This is a genomic window from Aeromonas sp. FDAARGOS 1402, from assembly GCF_019046925.1.
GTDB lineage: Bacteria > Pseudomonadota > Gammaproteobacteria > Enterobacterales > Aeromonadaceae > Aeromonas > Aeromonas caviae.
On the sequence record NZ_CP077201.1, the window covers coordinates 2,903,761 to 2,921,930 of the forward strand.

The 18,170-nt window shown below is 65.5% G+C and carries 16 protein-coding genes; 11 read left to right on the forward strand and 5 right to left on the reverse strand.

Annotation, left to right across the window (positions count from 1 at the left end; all coding sequences use genetic code 11):
* Positions 1-36: 36 nt before the first annotated feature.
* The 3 genes from modB (at position 37) to I6L32_RS13955 (ending at position 2,613) form a co-directional block, all read left to right on the forward strand.
* Positions 37-717 (forward strand): molybdate ABC transporter permease subunit, encoded by a 681-nt coding sequence (gene modB, locus I6L32_RS13945; RefSeq protein ID WP_202040054.1) that lies wholly within the window; start codon positions 37-39, stop codon positions 715-717.
* Positions 714-1,769 (forward strand): molybdenum ABC transporter ATP-binding protein, encoded by a 1,056-nt coding sequence (gene modC, locus I6L32_RS13950; protein WP_216944013.1) that lies wholly within the window; start codon positions 714-716, stop codon positions 1,767-1,769. The genes modB and modC overlap by 4 nt, the downstream gene beginning before the upstream one ends.
* Positions 1,770-1,836: 67 nt before the next feature.
* Positions 1,837-2,613 (forward strand): alpha/beta fold hydrolase, encoded by a 777-nt coding sequence (locus tag I6L32_RS13955; RefSeq protein ID WP_049636339.1) that lies wholly within the window; start codon positions 1,837-1,839, stop codon positions 2,611-2,613.
* A gap of 68 nt (positions 2,614-2,681) precedes the next feature.
* On the opposite strand, the gene moeB is transcribed toward I6L32_RS13955, so the two are convergent.
* Positions 2,682-3,437, reverse strand: a complete 756-nt coding sequence (gene moeB, locus I6L32_RS13960) for a molybdopterin-synthase adenylyltransferase MoeB (protein ID WP_052814816.1) — start codon at positions 3,435-3,437, stop codon at positions 2,682-2,684.
* Positions 3,434-4,660 carry a molybdopterin molybdotransferase MoeA gene (gene moeA, locus I6L32_RS13965; protein ID WP_302056396.1) on the reverse strand — a complete coding sequence of 409 codons (1,227 nt, stop codon included), beginning with the start codon at positions 4,658-4,660 and terminating at the stop codon, positions 3,434-3,436. The genes moeB and moeA overlap by 4 nt, the downstream gene beginning before the upstream one ends.
* Before the next feature lie 363 nt (positions 4,661-5,023).
* Here moeA and folE point away from each other — a divergent pair, with 363 nt between their 5' ends.
* From folE to I6L32_RS13980, 3 genes are all read left to right on the forward strand, one after another.
* Positions 5,024-5,680 (forward strand): GTP cyclohydrolase I FolE, encoded by a 657-nt coding sequence (gene folE, locus I6L32_RS13970; protein ID WP_010674171.1) that lies wholly within the window; start codon positions 5,024-5,026, stop codon positions 5,678-5,680.
* A gap of 250 nt (positions 5,681-5,930) precedes the next feature.
* Entirely contained in the window at positions 5,931-7,580 is a 1,650-nt protein-coding gene (locus I6L32_RS13975) for a methyl-accepting chemotaxis protein (protein WP_042882553.1), read from the forward strand.
* Between the two features lie 247 nt (positions 7,581-7,827).
* Positions 7,828-9,915 (forward strand): methyl-accepting chemotaxis protein, encoded by a 2,088-nt coding sequence (locus tag I6L32_RS13980; protein WP_201889801.1) that lies wholly within the window; start codon positions 7,828-7,830, stop codon positions 9,913-9,915.
* A 283-nt stretch (positions 9,916-10,198) separates the two neighbouring features.
* Here I6L32_RS13980 and I6L32_RS13985 read toward each other — a convergent pair whose 3' ends face one another.
* Positions 10,199-11,932: a formate--tetrahydrofolate ligase gene (locus I6L32_RS13985; protein WP_216944015.1), complete on the reverse strand. Its 1,734-nt coding sequence runs from the start codon at positions 11,930-11,932 to the stop codon at positions 10,199-10,201.
* A gap of 66 nt (positions 11,933-11,998) precedes the next feature.
* Here I6L32_RS13985 and I6L32_RS13990 point away from each other — a divergent pair, with 66 nt between their 5' ends.
* A complete protein-coding gene (locus I6L32_RS13990) occupies positions 11,999-12,400 on the forward strand; it encodes a hypothetical protein (protein WP_010674174.1) in 402 nt (133 codons plus the stop codon).
* An 8-nt stretch (positions 12,401-12,408) separates the two neighbouring features.
* Here I6L32_RS13990 and I6L32_RS13995 read toward each other — a convergent pair whose 3' ends face one another.
* Positions 12,409-13,311 carry a LysR family transcriptional regulator gene (locus I6L32_RS13995; RefSeq protein WP_039038856.1) on the reverse strand — a complete coding sequence of 301 codons (903 nt, stop codon included), beginning with the start codon at positions 13,309-13,311 and terminating at the stop codon, positions 12,409-12,411.
* 109 nt (positions 13,312-13,420) lie between these two features.
* Between I6L32_RS13995 and I6L32_RS14000 the strand changes: the two genes are divergently transcribed.
* From I6L32_RS14000 to I6L32_RS14015, 4 genes are all read left to right on the forward strand, one after another.
* Positions 13,421-13,981, forward strand: coding sequence for a YceI family protein (locus I6L32_RS14000; RefSeq protein ID WP_053288582.1), 561 nt, complete (start codon positions 13,421-13,423; stop codon positions 13,979-13,981).
* On the forward strand, positions 13,981-14,715 hold the full coding sequence (locus tag I6L32_RS14005) for a hypothetical protein (RefSeq protein ID WP_114522595.1): 735 nt from the start codon (positions 13,981-13,983) through the stop codon (positions 14,713-14,715). Before I6L32_RS14000 ends, I6L32_RS14005 begins: the two co-directional genes overlap by 1 nt.
* Before the next feature lie 185 nt (positions 14,716-14,900).
* A complete protein-coding gene (locus I6L32_RS14010; RefSeq protein ID WP_103259839.1) occupies positions 14,901-16,022 on the forward strand; it encodes an adenosylhomocysteinase in 1,122 nt (373 codons plus the stop codon).
* Positions 16,019-16,330, forward strand: coding sequence for a SelT/SelW/SelH family protein (locus I6L32_RS14015; protein ID WP_010674179.1), 312 nt, complete (start codon positions 16,019-16,021; stop codon positions 16,328-16,330). The genes I6L32_RS14010 and I6L32_RS14015 overlap by 4 nt, the downstream gene beginning before the upstream one ends.
* A gap of 63 nt (positions 16,331-16,393) precedes the next feature.
* Here the strand turns inward: I6L32_RS14015 and I6L32_RS14020 are convergent, their stop codons facing one another.
* The gene (locus tag I6L32_RS14020) at positions 16,394-18,118 is read right to left on the reverse strand and encodes a lysophospholipid acyltransferase family protein (RefSeq protein ID WP_216944016.1); all 1,725 of its coding nucleotides are present in this window, start codon (positions 18,116-18,118) and stop codon (positions 16,394-16,396) included.
* Positions 18,119-18,170 lie beyond the last annotated feature (52 nt).

The window sequence follows — 18,170 nt, forward strand, 5'->3', positions numbered from 1 at the left end:
CGCCCTGTTTTTTATCGACACCCGAGAGGGGACCCTATGAGTGAAGGGGATCTGCTGGCGGTCTGGCTGACCCTGAAACTGGCGGCCAGCACCACTGCCATCCTGCTGCTGCTGTCGCCGCCGCTCGCCTGGTGGCTGTCTCGCAGCCAGCACCGGCTGCGCCCCCTGGTGGAGGCCATGGTGGCCCTGCCGCTGGTGCTGCCGCCCACCGTGCTCGGTTTCTATCTGCTGCTGGCCTTCTCCCCGGAGTACGGCCTCGGTGACTGGTGGCGGGAGACCTTCGGGGCCCCGCTCGCCTTCAGCTTTCTCGGCCTGCTCATCGCCTCCGTCATCTATTCGCTCCCCTTCGTGGTACAACCCCTCACCTCCGCCTTCGTCAACATGGGCAACAAGGAGCTGGAGGCTGCCGCCACCCTGGGGATGGGCCCGTTTGAGCGTTTCTTTCGCATCATCCTGCCCATGACGCTACCCAGCTTCGTGATGGCGGCGGCGCTGGGCTTTGCCCACACCCTGGGGGAGTTCGGGGTGGTGCTGATGATTGGCGGCAACATTCCCGGGGAGACCCAGGTGCTCTCCATCGCCCTGTTTGATCACGTGGAGGCGATGGATTACCAGAATGCCCATATTCTGGCCGGCGGCCTGATGGGCTTCTCCCTGGTGATGCTGGTGCTGGTCTACGGCGTGCTGCAACGTCGGCAACGGAGGCTGTTCGGATGAACCTCTACCTCAAGGCCAGACGTGATTTCGGCCCCTTCACCCTGGCGTGCGATCTGGCGCTGCCCCCCAGCCGCATCCTCGGCCTGTTCGGTCCTTCGGGCTGTGGCAAGAGCACCCTGCTGCGCATCATCGCCGGGCTCGACAAGGCCCCGGGCGATGCCCTGCGCTGGCAGGGGTGCGAGCTGGCAGCCCTGCCCCCCGAGGCGCGGCGCATCGGGCTGGTGTTTCAGGATGCTCGTCTCTTCCCCCACCTGAGCGTGCTCGGCAACCTGCAACTGGCGGCTCGCAAGGGGAGGGGGCGCTGGCAGCCTGAGGATCTGGCTGCGCGCCTCGGCTTTGCCGAGCTGCTGGGGCAACCGGCCCACGGCCTCTCCGGGGGTCAGCGTCAGCGGGTGGCACTGGCCAGGGCCTTGCTGGCCGAGCCCGACTTGCTGCTGCTGGATGAACCCTTCTCGGCGCTGGACAGGCGCAGCCGCATCCATCAGGCCCACGTGCTCAAGGGCTTGCAGCAGGAGAGCGGCATCCCCATGATCTTCGTCAGCCACGCCATGGAGGAGGTGAGCCTGCTCTGCGATGGACTGGTGCTGCTGGCAGAGGGACGGGTGGAGGCCCAGGGCACCCCCGAGGAGATCTTCGCCCGCACCGACCTGTCGCTGGCCAGTCGCGACGACGTCGGGGTCATGCTCTCGGCGACCCTGGCCCACTACGACGAGCACGAGCAGATGGCGACCCTGCGACTCGGGGAGCAGACCCTGATGGTGACCATGGAGCATGCCCCCGATGAAGCTGGCCCCTTGCAGATCAAGGTGGCGGCGCGGGATCTGGTGATCGCCACCGAGCCCATCGTGCACTCCAGCCTCTCCAACTGCCTCGAGACCCGGCTGCTGGAGGTGCGGGAGGTGCGACCCGGGCAGACCCTGTTGCAGTTGGCTCTCGGGCAGCAGATACTGCTGGCCCGGATCACCAGCCGCTCCGCGCAGCGGCTCGCCCTGACGCCGGCCATGCGCCTCTACGCCTACATCAAGGCGGTGAGCCTGGTGGGAGAGGGGTAGACGGGGGATCGGAGTTCGGATTGGCTGGCCATGAGTGGCTGGCATGGCGTCGAGAAAGGGGGGACGGGTGCGTCGCAATCAGGTAATGAAATCCCATGGCTTGGCCCTGCGCAGTGCAGGGGAGGGGCCCTTGCTGCTCTTGCTGCACGGGCTGGGCTCTTCCAGCCTCGACTGGCAGGCGCAGATCGAGCGTTTTTCCGAGCGCTACCGGGTGGTGGCCATCGACTTGCGCGGCCACGGTCAGAGCATGCAGGAGGGGCCCTTTGACGTGCCCACCCTGGCGGCGGACGTGGCCCGCTGGCTCGACGAGCAGCCCGAGCCTGCCTGGGTAGTGGGGTTGTCGCTCGGTGCCATGGTGGCGCTGGAGCTGGCGCTGCAACTGCCCCACAAGGTGCAGGGGCTGGTGCTGGTCAACGGCTTCAGCGAATTTCTGCTGGAGACGCCAAAGGAGCAGGAGCGCTATGCCATGCGCCTCAAGTGGCTGCGCTGGTTCGGCATGCGGCCGCTGGCGTGGTGGCTCGGTCGCGAGCTCTTTCCCGGCCCCGATCTCGCCCAGGTGCGCCACACCTTCCGGGGGCGCTTCGTGCGCAACAAAAAGAAGACCTACAAGGCGCTGCTGGAGGCGCTGCCCGGCTGGTCGGTGCGGGCTCGTCTCGGCACCCTCTGGCAGCCGGTGGCCATCATCTCCACCAGTCACGACTATCTGCCCCTGGCGCGGCGGGTGGAGCAGTTCGCCTCCCTGCCCAATGCCACCATCCACACCCCGGATGGTCACCACGCCTGGCCGGCGGAAGATCCCGCCGGGTTCAATCATCTGTTGCAGCGGATCCTCTCAACCCATTGAGGGGAGCAGACAGCAGAGGTAGATAAAAAAGCCGAACCCCGGGGGTTCGGCTTTTTTGTGGGCGCAGCTCAGGGCCTTGAGCAGACCGGGCAGTCGGGGCGCTTGGGCAGTTTCAGCTCGCGAAAGCTGCCACCCAGACCGTCGATCATCAGCAGGCGGCCGCTGTAGCTTTTGCCCATGCCCGCCAGCAGCTTGATGGCCTCGAGCGCCTGCAGGCTGCCCACCAGCCCCACCACGGGGGCCAGCACCCCCGCCTCGACACAGGTGAGGGCCTGATCGCCAAAGAGGGCGCTGAGACAGGCGTAGCAGGGTTCATCCTCCTGCCAGGTGAAGCTGCAAAGCTGCCCTTCTAGCCGGATGGCGGCGCCGCTGACCAGGGGCACCTTGTGCTGGCGGGCACGCTGGTTGAGGAGGTTGCGGATGGCGACGTTGTCGGTGCAGTCGAGCACCAGCTGATGGCCTGGCAGCAGGGCATCGAGCAGCGCCTCGTCGGCGAGGGCGGCGTGGGTCTCCACCTCGAGCCAGGGGGTGAGGGCGCGCAGGGACGTCGCCGCGGACTCCACCTTGAGCTGGCCGATGCGCGCGTCGCTGTGCAGCACCTGGCGCTGCAAATTGGAGAGCTCCACCCGATCGAAATCCACCAGGGTGAGGTGGCCGACCCCGGCCACCGCCAGATACTGGCTGGCGGCGCAGCCGAGGCCCCCGGCGCCGATGACCAGCACGCGGGACTGCTTGAGCGCCTCCTGCCCCTCGAAGTCGAAGGATTTGAGCACGATCTGGCGGTTGTAGCGAAGGAGTTCTGCGTCGCTCAGGATCTCGCTCACAGCAGCAGCCCCGAGAAGGGCTCGACGGTGACCGTCTCACCGGCGGCCACCTTGCCGCGCTCCTGCTCGAGCACGATGTAGCAGTTGGCCCGGGACAGGGAGCTGAACACCCCGGAGTCCTGGGAGCCGGTGCTGCGTACCTCGAGGCCATTCGGGCCCACACTCAGGATGCCGCGCTGGAAGTCCAGGCGCCCCGGGCTCTTCTTGAGCGGCGCTGTCGCCAAGGCCTGGAGGGGGTGCGGGCGTGCAAACTGCTGACCGGCCAGTCTGGCCAGGGCCGGTTGCACCAGCTGATCGAAGGTGACCATGGCGGAGACCGGGTTGCCCGGCAGACCGAAGAACCAGGCGTTTGGCAACCGGCCAAAGGCGAAGGGTTTGCCCGGCTTGATGGCGAGCTTCCAGAAGCCAATTTCCCCGAGCTCTTCGAGCAGTTGCTTGGTGAAGTCCGCTTCCCCCACCGAGACTCCCCCGGTGGTGATCAGGGCATCGGCCTCGCGGTCGGCCTGCAAGAAGGCGGCGCGCAGGGCCGCCGGATCGTCGGGGATGATGCCAAGGTCCAAGCACTCACAGCCCATGCGGTTCAGCATCGCCTTGACCCCGTAGCGGTTGGAGTCGTAGATGTCCCCGTGCTGGAGCGGGGTGCCCAGAGGCTTGAGCTCGTCCCCTGTGCTGAAGATGGCGACCTTGAGGGGACGGCGCACCGTGACGCTCGCGATGCCAAGGGAGGCGAGCAGCGGCAGCTCTCTGGGGCTCAGGCGCAGGCCGCTTTCGAGCACCCTGTCACCCTGCGCCAGGTCCTCGCCGCGGCGACGGATGTTCTGGCCAGCAACGGGGCGGGTCAGGAAAGTGATCCCGTTGTCGCCGGCTTGCGTTTCTTCCTGCATCACCACTGCGTCAGCACCCGGGGGCACAGGGGCCCCGGTCATGATGCGGATGCAGTGGCCGGCGGGCCACTCCCCCTCATAGGGCTGGCCCGCAAAGGCCTTGCCCGCCACGGGGAGCGGCACCCCGGCGGCGAGATCCGCCAGGCGTACGGCATAGCCGTCCATGGCGGCGTTGTCGAAGGGGGGGACGAAGAGGGGGGAGCTTATCTCCTCGGCCAGGATCCGATCCAGCGCCTGGGGCAGGGGCAACTGCTCCGTCTCGCAGCAGCAGGTGAGTTGTTCCAGCATCCCTTGCAGGGCCTTGTCCAAGGGGAGGAGTGCACCGGTATCGAATCCCATCATCATGACCTCTCTGGTGTGTAGGGGGCGGATTATCCCAAAAATCCGCTCCGATGGGCAGGCCGAAGGTGCGGTAATGGGGGGCAGATGCCCCGGAGTGATCGGATTCTGGGGCGCTATCCCGTTGAATTACCTCCTGATGGGTAACCAATGCGTGGCTTGTGCGAGATGGTGGCTGGGGAAGAGGCGGCATGGCCTTGCCCCCGAATGGGCAGGCCGGTGCGGACAAAACGGGGTGGTTTGGCATAAAGTCGGGCACCGGGCTTGAGTTAGACAGAATTATGACAATAATCGCCCTGTAAGATTGCGCCGCGGCACCATGCCGCAGGCCAGCACAGTCCCTGAGCGTGGGAGAGAAACACGATGACGAGCTTAAGCCAGGAAGCCCTGTTGGTCAGGGCGGCGCTCGAGGCCGAGGGCCTTGAGACACCTCTGGTGGCCAATGAATTGAGCGGCCAGCAGAAAAAGGAAAAAATCGAAGGTCATATGCGCGCCATCATGGAGACGCTGGGACTGGATCTGGCCGACGACAGTCTGGCCGAGACCCCGCACCGCATTGCCAAGATGTACGTGAACGAGATCTTCTCCGGCCTCGACTATGCCACCTTCCCCAAGGTGACGGTGATCGAGAACAAGATGAAGGTGGACGAGATGATCATGGTGCGGGACATCAGCCTCACCAGCACCTGCGAGCACCACTTCGTCACCATAGACGGCTTTGCCCACGTGGCCTACATTCCCCGCGGCAAGGTGATTGGCCTGTCGAAGATCAACCGCATCGTGCAGTTCTTCGCCCGCCGTCCCCAGGTACAGGAGCGGCTGACCCAGCAGATCCTGCTGGCGTTGCAGACCCTGCTTGGCACCAGGGACGTGGCCATCAGCATCAAGGCGACCCACTTCTGCGTGAAGGCCCGTGGCGTGATGGACTCTACCTCCTACACCACCACCACCTCCCTGGGCGGCGTCTTCAAGACCCAGCCCGACACCCGCGCCGAGTTCCTCGGTGGTCTGAAAGGGTAGTGCTCCCGGGGGCTGTCGCCGACAGGCCCCGTCTCCTTTCCCTCACTTTTTTTGAAAAATACCTAAAGTTGTGACCGTGCCGGTCGCTATGGCTCTCCGTGTTGTCGGACGGTCTGGTTGACGCCGACACCCCGGGCCCGCCCTTGTGCGCGCCGACAGGGACGAGATGTGCTGCCAAGGAGGGTAGTGAAGGCGCAGGCCAGGCCTGCGCGCAGCAATGCCACTTGTTTTCCCCCATGCAGGACATGCCATGAACACCATGACGATAGGCAAAAAACTTACCGCCGGCTTTGCCGTACTCGGCCTGATGATGGCCTTTATCGGCGGCTTCTCGCTGTTTGAATTCAGCAAGATGAACCGCGCCGCCATCGGCTTTACCGACAGTATCCTGCCCGCCGTCGTGCGGACCAGCACCCTCGGCGAGACCATCAATGCCCTGCGCCGCTACGAACTGGATGTCTTCCTGGTGGCGGACGATGCCCAGCAGAAGGCCCGCTATCGCAACGAGAGCGAGAAGAGCCTGCAAGAGGCTGCGCGCCAGATAGTGGCCCACGATGGCACCATCTGGGCGGAGGATCGGGAGGAGCGCCGCGCCTTCGACATCGTCAAGGCGGACTGGGAGCGATATGTCGCCCTGCACCAGCGCATCCGGCAGATGCAGGATTCGGGACAGATGGCCGAAGCCCAGCACCTCTTCATGGGGGAGGGGGTCACCCTCTATACCAATCTGACCAAGTCGGTGGGTGAGCTTATCCGCATCAACCACGGCTACTCCGTGGGCTCCCGTGCCGAGGTGGTGGACGCCTTTGACAGCGCCAAACTGAGCGTGACCCTGGCCCTGGTGATAGGCCTGGCCCTGGTTGTCGCCCTCTCGGTGGTGCTGACCCGTCAGATCCGCGACCCGCTCATCATGCTGGCCCGTCAGGCCCAGCGCATCGCGAGCGGCGATCTCGGTCGGGGCGAGCTGCAGGAGTGGGTCCGCGGCAACCGCTTCAACCGCGACGAGCTGGGTCAGCTGGGGTCGGCCATCGACCGGATGCAGGGGGCACTGGCAGAGCTGGTGAGTGAAATCTCCGGCTCGGTGAGCCAGCTCAGCAGCGCGGTAGAGGAGGTGAGCGCCATCTCCGAGCAGTCCGCCAAAGGCATGGCAAGCCAGCAGGGAGAGGTCTCTCAGGTCGCCACCGCCATGAACGAGATGCAGTCCACGGTCAATGAGGTGGCTCGCAACACCACGGACGCCATGGGGGCGGCCAAGCAGGCTTCCCGCACCTCCACCCAGGGCAACCAGGTGGTACGCAGCGCCATCGGCAGCATAGAGCAGGTCTCCCGTCAGATAGAGCAGGCCGGGAGCGTGGTGCAGCAACTGGAGACCGACAGCGCCAGCATCAGCATGGTGCTGGACGTGATTCGCGGCATCGCCGAGCAGACCAACCTGCTGGCACTGAATGCGGCCATCGAAGCGGCCCGTGCCGGCGAGCAGGGCCGTGGCTTTGCGGTGGTGGCAGACGAGGTGCGCAGTCTGGCCCAGCGTACCCAGGCGTCCACCGCCGAGATCAGCAAGATGATCGAAGTGCTTCAGGAGCGCACCGCCGAGGCGGGCAGCGCCATGCAACTGAGCCGTCAGCAGATGCAGGAGAGCGTGGAGCTGGCGCGGGAGGCGGGGAGCAGCATCGACAGCATCAACGGTGCCGTCACCCAGATCACCGACATGAACACCCTGATCGCCACCGCCACCGAGCAGCAGAACGCGGTCACCGAGGAGCTCAATCGCAGCATCGTCAAGATCCACACCGCCGCCGACGAGAATGCCCAGGGGGCGCAGCAGACCGCCCAGGCCTGTGTCGAGCTGAGCAAGCTGGCCAATACCCTGCACCATATGACCCAGCGCTTCACCCTCTGAGTCTTGCTGCCACCCGGCACAGCGCAGAAGGCCCCGCCAATCGGCGGGGCCTTGTTGTTTGTCATCGCCCCCCCTGTGCCCGTTTCAACCGGCCCGCCTGCCCCGTCACCTACCGGATGGGGGGATGACAGGCCGGATGTTCGAATTCGCTCACAAATCGGCGATTAATTTCATGCGGGGCCGTTTACGACCTGTTTGCGAGCCCGCACAATGCCTCTGTTTTGGCTCAAGAGACCCACCATCCGCCATGTTCCGTTCCATCAAGTATCAAGTCATGTTCTTTGCGGGTTGCATCCTGCTGACCACCGTCCTCAGCGTGGTGGGTTACAGCTATGTTTCCCTGGCCAGCATGCAGGAGAAGATCCAGCAGGAGAGCCACGATGCGGCCCACCAGCAGGCCAGGCAGTGGCTGCTGACCCTGGCGGATGGTCAGGCGAGCGAGGTGGCACGCTCCTTCGAACTGGCGCTGGATGCGGCCGAAACCCTGGCGGCACTGCTGGCGGGCAATGTCCATCAGTCCGAGCCTCTCGATCGGGACGAGGTCACGGCCCTGCTCAAGGACATCGGGGATCGCAACCCGGATTTCCTCAGCATCTACAGTGGCTGGGAGGCGGATCGTTTCGACGGTCAGGATGCGCTCCATACCGGTGATGGCCGGCATAGCCAGGCATCGGGCAACTTCGCCCCCTACTGGAGCCGCGGCCCGGCCGGTTTTGACCTCAAACCCCTGGGGGATTTCTACAGCAAGACGCCGAGCGCGACCGGGATCCGGGCCTCCGAGTGGTATCTCTGCCCGCAGGAGAGCAAGGCAAGCTGCGCCGTCGACCCCTCCGTCTACCAGGTCAACGGTCAGCCCACCCTGCTCACCTCCTTCGTGGTGCCTGTGCTGAACGGGGATCAATACCTCGGCATGGTGGGCATCGACTACTCCCTCAACTACCTGCAACGGCTGGCCGCTGACATCAGCCGACGGGTATTCGACGGGCAGGGCAGGGTGCGCATTATCAGCCCCATGGGCATCATCGCCGCCGACTCCCGCGATGGCGACGGGGTAGGGCAGCGCTTGCAGGATCCATCCTTGCTGGCCCAGTTGCAACGCGGCGAGAGGGGCAGCGACGAGCATGCCGATGGCTTGAGGGTCTTCGCACCCATCAGCCTCAACAAGGTCACACAGGCCTGGGGGATCGCCATCGAGGTGCCGGGCAGCGCCCTCTATGCCGAGTACGAGCGGATGGCGCAGGCCCGTGCCGAGGCCTTTGGCAAGGGGGTCTGGACCCAGCTGATGGTGGGCATCCTGGTGGCGGGTATAGGTCTGGTCGGACTCGCTTTCGCGGCAGGGTCCATCTCCCGGCCGGTGCAGGAGACGGCTCGCATGGTGGTGCGTCTCTCCAGCGCCGGAGGGGATCTGACCCAGCGGCTGACCCAGCACCGGCGCGATGAGACCGGGGTGCTGGCGGAGGGGATCAACCAGTTCGTCGCGACCGTGCAGGGCATAGTGACCGACACCGCCACCAGCGTGCACGAGTTGCAGCAGGCGGCGGTGAACTCGGCCAGGCAGGCCCAGCAGGGGCTGGCGAACAGCCATCACCAGCTGGAGCAGGTCGAGCTGGTGGCCACGGCCATCCATGAAATGTCATCAACCGCAGACTCCGTCTCCAGCAGCGCCCAGATCACGGCCCAGGCGGTGGATGAGACCCGTCATGCGGTGCACAAGGGTCAGCAGGTGGTGAGCGCCTCTGCCAACGGCATCCGCCAGTTGAGTGCCCAGGTCAGCGAGGTGTCGGACAGGATCACCGCCTTGCAGCAGCAGGGGGTGCAGATTGGCAGCATCCTGGATGTGATCCGGACCATCTCTGAGCAGACCAACCTGCTGGCGCTAAACGCAGCCATCGAGGCGGCACGGGCCGGTGAACATGGTCGCGGTTTCGCCGTGGTGGCCGACGAGGTGCGTACCCTGGCATCCAAGACCCGGGCCTCGACCCAGGAGATCCAGCTGATGATAGACAGGCTGCGGGATACCACGCGCGCCGCGGTCGACACCATGACAGAGGGACGCCAGTTGAGCAGCCTGGCGCTGCGTGATGCCGAGCAGGCGGTAAGCGAGCTGGCGACCATAGTGCAGGCCGCCGACCGTATCCAGGACATGGCGACCCAGATTGCGAGCGCCGCCGAGCAGCAATCCAAGGTGAGCGAGGAGATTAACCAGAACGTCAGCAACATCCACGAGCTGGCGAGCGCCTCCACCCGGGTGGCCCGGGAGCAGGATGCCCAGAGCAAGCAGATGCACGGGTTGACCGAGATGGTCATGAGCAAGCTGGGGCGCTTCCACTACTGATGGCGTTCTGATACGCACAACAAGGCCCCGCCAATCGGCGGGGCCTTGTTGTTGATGGCGGGTGTGTTGATGTCAGGGTCGATTAGCGCCGCGTCATCGGCCGATGGCAGACTGCTTGCCCGATCATGTGGCGCAACCGGACTATCTCGCCGTCATCGTCGATGGCCATATGGCGCTCAGGGAGGGCAGGCTGCCAGCCTGCGCGTCAGCTCAGGCCGACAATCTCCCCGTCATCGTCGATGTCCATATGGTGTTCAGGGAGGGCAGGCTGCCAGACTGCGCGTCAGCTCAGGCCGACGATGTCGCCGTCATCGTTGATGTCGATATGGCGATAGGCCGGCAGGCTGCCCAGGCCCGGCATGGTCATGATGGGGCCTGCCAGGGCATAGACGAAGCCTGCCCCCGCGCAGAGTTTCACCTCCTCAATGGGGACCTCGAAGTCCGTCGGCACGCCCTTCCTGGCGGGGTCATGGCTGATGGAGAGCGGCGTCTTGGCCATGCAGACGGGCAGGTGATCCTGGCCCTCTGCCGAGAGTCTGGCCAGTTGCTGGCACGCCTTGTCCGAGAGGGTGATGCCCCGGCCGCCATAGCCGCACTCCACCAGGGTGGCGAGCTTGGCGGCAAGGCTCATCTCATCGGGGTAGAGCAGCCTGACCTCACTGGGCTGCTTGCAGGCCGCCACCACGGCGTGAGCCAGATCCGCCGCGCCCGCGCCACCGTCAGTGAAGGCCCGGGAGAGGGCGACCCCACAGGCACCGGCCTGGCGCGCCGCCGCCTCCAGCAGGGCCAGCTCGGCGTCGCTGTCGGTGGGGAAGCGGTTGATGGCGACCACCACGGGCACCCCGTAACGGCGGGCGTTGTGAATATGCCAGGCGAGGTTGGCGCACCCCGCTGTCAGGGTGGGCAGATCTTCCCCTTGCAGGCTGGCCGGCAGCGGCAGGCCCGGCCGGATGTCGAGCAGGCCGCTGTTGGCCTTGAGGCCGCGCACCGTGGCCACCAGCACCACGCAGGTGGGGGCGAGGCCGGATTGGCGATACTTGATGTTGAAGAACTTCTCCAGCCCCATGTCGGAGCCAAAACCCGCCTCGGTCACCACGTAGTCGGCAAGACCCAGCGCCATGCGATCGGCGATGACGGAGGAGTTGCCGTGGGCGATGTTGGCAAAGGGGCCGGCGTGGACCAGCACAGGGGTCTGCTCCGTGGTCTGCATCAGGGTGGGCTTGAGGGCGTCTTTGAGCAGCACCGTCATGGCCCCCGCCACTTCCAGCTGCTCGGCGGTGATGGGCTGGCCGCGCTGGTCGAGGGCGAGCTGGATGCGGCCGATACGCGCGCGCAAGTCCTTGAGATCCCTGGCCAGCGCCAGAATGGCCATCAGCTCGGAGGCGGCGGTGATGACGAAGCGATCGGGGCGCTCGACACCATCGGCAGCGCCGCCCTGGCCGAGGGTGAGGTGGCGAAGCGCCCGGTCGTTCATGTCCAGGGTGCGGGGCCAGAGGATGTTGGCCGGGTCGATATCGAGCCGCGCCAGACCGGTTCTGGCGCTGAACTGGTCACCGAGTTTGCGTTCATGGAACAGGCGGGCATCGAGGGCGGCAGAGGCCAGGTTGTGGGCGGCGGTGAGGGCGTGAAAATCCCCGGTGAGGTGCAGGTTCATCTCCTCCATCGGCACCACCTGGGCCATGCCGCCCCCGGCGGCGCCCCCCTTGACCCCGAAGACGGGGCCGAGGCTCGGCTGGCGAATGGTGGCGATGCTGGGCTGGCCGATGTGGTTGAGCCCCATGGAGAGGCCGATCGTGGTGACCGTCTTGCCCTCCCCAAGGGGGGTCGGCGTGATGGCGCTCACCAGCACCAGCTTGCCGGGCTCGCGGGTGGGGGCGTGATGGAGCAGCGCGAGGTCGAGTTTGCCCTTGTAATGGCCGTGGGGGTGGAGATGGGCGGCCGCTATGCCGAGCTGTGCTGCCACCTCGGCGATGGGCAGGCGGGGGGACTGGCGGGAGATCTCGATATCGCTTAGCATCAGCACCTCGTTGGCATGTCAGGTCAAATATGCGGCGAAGTCTAGAGGAATCAACAGGGTAATCCAATGAGCAATACTATTTTATCCGGCAGTCGTGAGCCCCATCAAAGCCCCATCCTGCTGGATCTCAACGCCCTCTATCACCCGCCCAAACGGCCCCTCACCGCCCTTGGCATCGTCAGCGCCTTCATTCCGCTCTTTGGTTACGGCTGGCAGGCGATGACCCAGGATCCCGAGACCCACTTTCGCCACGAGCTCGGCAAGCGCATCAACAAGCACAAGAGCGACGAGGCAAACCTCGCCCTGATGATGCAGTTGGCGGCTATGCTGGATTGCCACTGCCTGCACGTCACCCTGCCCTATGCGCTGGGGGAGGCCGAGCTCGCCGCCTTGCGCCAGCGTCTGCCACGCTGGCAGATGAGCCAGCAGGATCACCTGCTGGTGGCCGAGCTGATGCCCACCCCCTGAGCCCGGGCTCAGGTCTCCCTGTCCCAGTAGTGGGGCGCCAGATAGCGCTCCTGCACGAATTCGATGAAGCAGCGCACCTTGGCCGACACGAAACGGCGGTGCGGATAGAGGGCATAGAGCCCCACCTGCCCCTTCTCCCACTCCAGCAACAAGGGGACCAGCGCCCCCGAGCGCAGCGCATCCCCCACAATGAAGGTGGGCTGCAAGATGATGCCCTGGTGGTCGCAGGCGGCCCGGGTCAGGGCCACCCCGTTGTTGGCGCGAAGGGGCCCCTGGGGACGGATGCTGTGCTCCTCCCCATCCCGTTTGAAGACCCAGTCCGGCTGGGTCAGGGTGTAGATGAGGCAGTCGTGCTGCTTGAGATCCTCCGGGGTCTTCGGCCTGCCCCGGCGGGCCAGGTAGTCGGGGCTGGCGCACACCACCATCTTCATCATGGCGAGCGGCTTGGCCACCAGGGAGGAGTCCGGCAGGTTGCCGATGCGCAGGGCCAGATCGAACCCCTCCTCCACCAGGGCCACCCGCCGGTCGCTGTACTCAATCTCGAGCTTCAAGTCCGGGTAGCGCTCGCGAAACAGGGGCAGGGCGGGGGAGAGGTGCAGGTAGCCGAAATCCATGGGCACCGAGAGCTTGAGGGTGCCCTGGGGCTGCTGGTTGTTGTGGGTGAGCTGGCTGTGGGTCTCTTCCAGCTCCGCCAGCAGGGCCAGGGAGCGCTGGTAGTAGAACTGGCCCGCCTCGGTGGGATTGACCTGGCGGGTGGTGCGCGACAGCAGCCGGGTGGAGAGGGACTCCTCGAGCTGCTGCATCAGCTTGGAGGTCATGGCGACCGAGATCCCGAGCTGATGGGCGGCCTTGGTGAAGCTCTGGCACTCCACCACCTTGATGAAGGTGCGCATGGCGGCTATCTGATCCATATTCCACTCTCGGTTGATAATTATTTTAATAAATCGATGATTATCTATTCTCGATAGGAGGTTAGCATTTTGGACACCGTTGTGAACCCCCAATGAAGGAACGATCGGAATGAAAATGACCAAGGCCCTGCTGGCCTCTTGCCTGTTTATGGCGGCTCCCCTGATGGCTGCCGATTACGATGTCGATGCAGCGCACACCACAGTCCAGTTCAAGGTGGGCCACCTCGGCTTCTCCGAACTGGTCGGCCGGTTCAACACCTTCAGTGGCACCTTCAGCATGGACGACGCCAACCCGGCGGCGGCCAAGGCGAACTTCGAAATCGATGCCGCCAGCGTGGATTCCAACCACGAGGCCCGCGACAAGCACCTGCGCAGCCCCGACTTCCTGGACGTGAAGCAGTACCCCAAGATGACCTTCGTCAGCACCGGCTATGAAGGCACCAAGGACAAAGGCGTGCTCAAGGGCACCCTGACCCTGCACGGCGTCTCCAAGGACGTGGCCTTCGACCTGGTCCACATTGGCGAGGGCAAGGATCCCTGGGGCGGCTACCGCAGCGGCTTCAACGCCACCACCACCATCAAGCGCAGCGAGTTCGGCGTGAACTACATGGTGCCGAACATCCCTGACGAGATGACCATCAACCTGTTCGTTGAAGGCGTGCGCAAGTAATGGGCGCAGCACTCCTGCTTCAAACCCTGGCGGCTCCTTTAGGGGCCGCTTTGCTGTCGTGGCGCTGGCCGCGGCTGGGCTATCTGTGGGGCGCCCTGGGGATCTGGCTGGTGGGCTGCCTGCTGGGCGGTGCCTATGGCCTGCCGGTCAAGGCGTGGCAGTGGCTGCCACTGACCCTGCTGGTACCCGCCCTGACCCAGGGTACCAATAAGGGGATCGCCCTCGCGCTGTTCGGGGTGCTGGGCGCCCTGGTGTGGTGGCAGGGGCTGGCCTCCGTGCTGGCGAGCGAGCCCGGGATCTGGCTGGCCCTGCTGCCCGCCATCCTCTGGTCTGGCTGGACGAGCTGGCGCGGTGACAGCGAGGAGGGGCTCGGCTTCGCCCTGGCCTTCATCTGGCTGGCGCTGGTCATCGGCATCGATGGCAGCCTGCTCATCGCCCAGCTGACGGGGGCCCTGGCCGCGTTTGCCGGATTCCGTGCCCTGCTCGGCGCCTTTGCAGGGGTCAAGGTGACTCCGGCTGCCCTGGGGCTTTCACTCGCCTTCGTGCAGATGCTCGCCTGGCAGTACGTGGAAGTGCCCCTGCTGGTGCTGCTGCCGGTCTGGCTGTTGCCGCTGCTGGAACGTGCCCTGCACGGGCGCCCGGGACTCTCTCGCTGGGGGGTCTTGATCCTGGTGGCGGCCGTCGGTGCCGGAGTGAGTCTGTGGTGGGTATGGCCAGAGGCGTCACTTTACTGATTTCTGCATGAAAAACAGGCTATTACCTTAGAAATTGATGGGCTTGTCAAAGTCTGGACAGATAAAGATTGAGACCCATGGTGCTTTCGGATAAAAAGGATTTTCAATTATCTGGATACACACAGAACCCGGCTATGCCGGGTTCTGTTTGCCTGCTTTCCCGCGGCACGCTAAGGAGGCCACAGTTGCACAGTCAGGGATCTGAGCATCTGTTTTTTCGCCATTTCACCGAACAGGGATGTCTTGGGGATCTCTGCATCCTGCTGGTGACCCACCTGCTTCCCGACAGACCCGACTTCATCCAGGTGCTCGATCGGGTGGGCCGGGTCGGTGCCATCCTGCCCAAACCCAAGTCCGTGCACGGGCCGACGCTGGCCTGGGCCCAGCAGCACTACCCCGTGCTGCCCCTCAATCGCCACTGGACCTCGGATCCCGGTGAGGTGATCGCCCAGATTGCCCCCCTGGTGATGTCCCACGAGCGGCTCATCATCCTCGACATCGGCGGCTACTTCGCCAAGAGCCAGGCGGTACTGGCCGAGCACTTTGGCGCCCGCTTCATCGGGGTGGTGGAGATGACCGAGAACGGCCATCAGCGCTACGAACAGGAGTCCCTGGCGGCCCCCGTCATCTCGGTGGCCCGCAGCCCCCTCAAGCAGGCGGAAGATATCCAGATCGGCCTGAGCGTGGTCTACTCCGCGGAGTCCCTCGCGCGTACCCTGAGGCGTACCTTCAATGTCTGCCAGGCCGCCCTGTTCGGCTATGGCAAGGTGGGGCGCAGCATCGCCCGGGAACTGCGCTGTCGCAACCTGCATCTGGAGCTGGTGGAGACGGATGCCCTGCGCCAGGTGGAGGCGCTCTCCCACGGCTTCAAGCTGGTGAACAAGGCCGAGGCCCTGGGCCGCGCCGAGCTGGTGATCTGCTCCACCGGCAACGGCTCCCTCGACATCACCGATCTGCAGGCCCTGCGCCCCGGCGCCATGCTGGCCTCGGTCACCTCCGCCGACGACGAATTCGCCTTCAGCCTCGCCCAGCTGCCCTGGCCGAGCGAGGAGGTGTGTCCCCATGTGCTGGCCCTGACCCGGCCGGACGGCAGCACCATCTTTTTGCTCAACCGGGGGGAGGCGGTCAACTTCGTCCACGGCGCCGTCATCGGCGAATATGTCTACCTGGTGCTGGCGGAGATCATCGAAGGGGTGCACCAACTGGCCCATCAGGCATCCACCCCGGGCCTTCACGAACTGCCCCAGGCCACCATGCAGCGCATCGCTCGCCACTGGTTGACCGATTTTCACGGAGTCACCCCATGACAGACACCCATTTGCCCCTCGCGAAACCGCGCATCGAAATCCGTTACTGCACCCTCTGCCGCTGGATGCTGCGAGCCGCCTGGCTCGCCCAGGAACTGCTCTCCACCTTCGACGGCGAACTGGGCGAGGTGGCCCTGGTGCCCGCCAGCAAGGGGGAGTTTCGCATCCTGGTGGACGGGGTGCTGGTGTGGGACAGGGTGGCCGACGAGGGCTTCCCCGAGGCCAAGGAGATCAAGCAGCGGGTGCGGGATGTCATCGCCCCGGAGCGGGATCTCGGCCATGCGGATCGCAAACCCGCAGCCGAGTAGGCTGCATCACCCATGATGTGAAAGAGGGAGGCGCAGGCCTCCCTCTTTCGTTGCGGCCCCCGGTCAACGGTCGCCAGATGTGGCCAGCCCTTCCCCGGCGGGGAGGCCGATATAGCGGGCCCGCTTGTGGGGCTTGATGCGGCTCACGTCCACCCACACCAGGCCGTCGATGCAGTGGTTGAAGTCCGGGTCGATGCCAAAGTCCATGAACTGCACGCCCCCCGGCTCGCACAGCTCGGCGTACTGCTTGTAGAGGGTGGGAATGGCGCAGCCCAGGTTGTCTAGCCCGGCCTTGAGCACCTTGAGGTCGTCCCCGTAATCGCGCCCCTCGAACAGCGTCGGCGTGGCGGGATAGGGGCGGCGGGAAGGGGCGAGGGCAAGGGCGGGGGCGAAGTGCTGGCGATAGAAGCCCACCAGCAGATCCTTGGCCGCTGGCGGCAGGCTGCCGGAGAGGGTGACGGGCCCGAACAGGTAACGGTATTGGGGATAGCGGGCCAGATAGGCCCCGATGCCGAACCAGAGGTAATCGAGCCCCCGCTTGCCCCAGTAGGCGGGCTGGATGAAGCTGCGGCCAAGCTCGATGGCCTGTTCCAGCCGGGGCAGCAGCTTCTCTTCGAAGCCGAACAGGGTGTGGCTGTAGAGGCCATCCAGCCCCTTGCTGGCCAGCCGTTCGGCCACCGGGGCGAAACGGTAAGCGCCGATGATGTCGAGGCGGGCGGGATCCCAGAGGATGAGGTGGTGATAGTCATCGTCGAAGGCATCGAGATCCCGCCGCTTGCCCGAGCCTTCCCCCACCGCCCGAAAGGCGATCTCCCGCAGGCGCCCCAGTTCACGCAGGATCACCGAGTGGCTCTGCTCGTGGCGGCGATAGAGCAGGATACGCTGGCCGTCCGGGGTCTGGCCGAGCAGCTCGCACCCGTCGATGGCCTGTTTCAGCAGGCGGCGATCCTCCGGCAGGGCGATGGGGGCCTCGGTCTGCAACCGTCCCGCCTTGCCTCGAGCGATTCGGTAGAGGTGGCCGCGCACCAGCCGGGCTGCCGTCTTGGCCGGCAACTCCTGAAAACTGGCGAGGGGAATGCGCGCCCCTATGGTCACCGGCAGCGTCCGCCCCTGCTGGCGAAACAGCTGGCGTACCAGCAGCAGGGCGGAGGCGGGCTTGTTGAGCCAGGAGGCGAGATAGAACCAGAGGCTGTTGCGCCCTCCCAGGTGAATGGGCACCAGGGGCGTTCGGCTGCGCTGGGCCAGCTTGATGAAGCCGGCCTGCCAGGGGCCATCCTTTACCCCCTTGGGGCCGAGGCGGGAGACCTCGCCTGCGGGGAAGATAACCAGGGCCCCGTCGGCGGCGAGGTGTTCGTTCATGGCGAGGATGGCCTGCCTGTCGGTCTTGCCCCCCAGGTTGTCCACCGGCAATAGCAATGGGCGCAGCGGCGCGAGCTGGGCCAGCACCTGGTTGGCCACTATCTTGACGTCGGGGCGGATGCGCCCGATGAGGCGCAGCAGGGCCAGCCCGTCCAGGGAGCCGATGGGGTGGTTGGCGACAAGAATGACCCGGCCGCTGGCGGGAATGTGCTCGAGCTCGGCCTCGCTCACCCGGTAGTCGAAGTGGAGCTCGGTGAGGGCCTGCTCGATGAAGTCCAGACCGCGCAGGTGGGGATGGCGCGCGGCAAAGCGGGTGAAGGCCTCCTCGTGCAGCAACCAGCTCAGCCCCTGCCTCATCAGGGGACGGAGGAGGGGCTGGCTGGCGAGGCGGGGCAGGTGCTGCCCCAACAGGGTATCGACGTCGAACATGGGCAAGGCTCCGCTGAACTTTGCCCCAGTTTGACGCCCCTGCGTGCCTTTC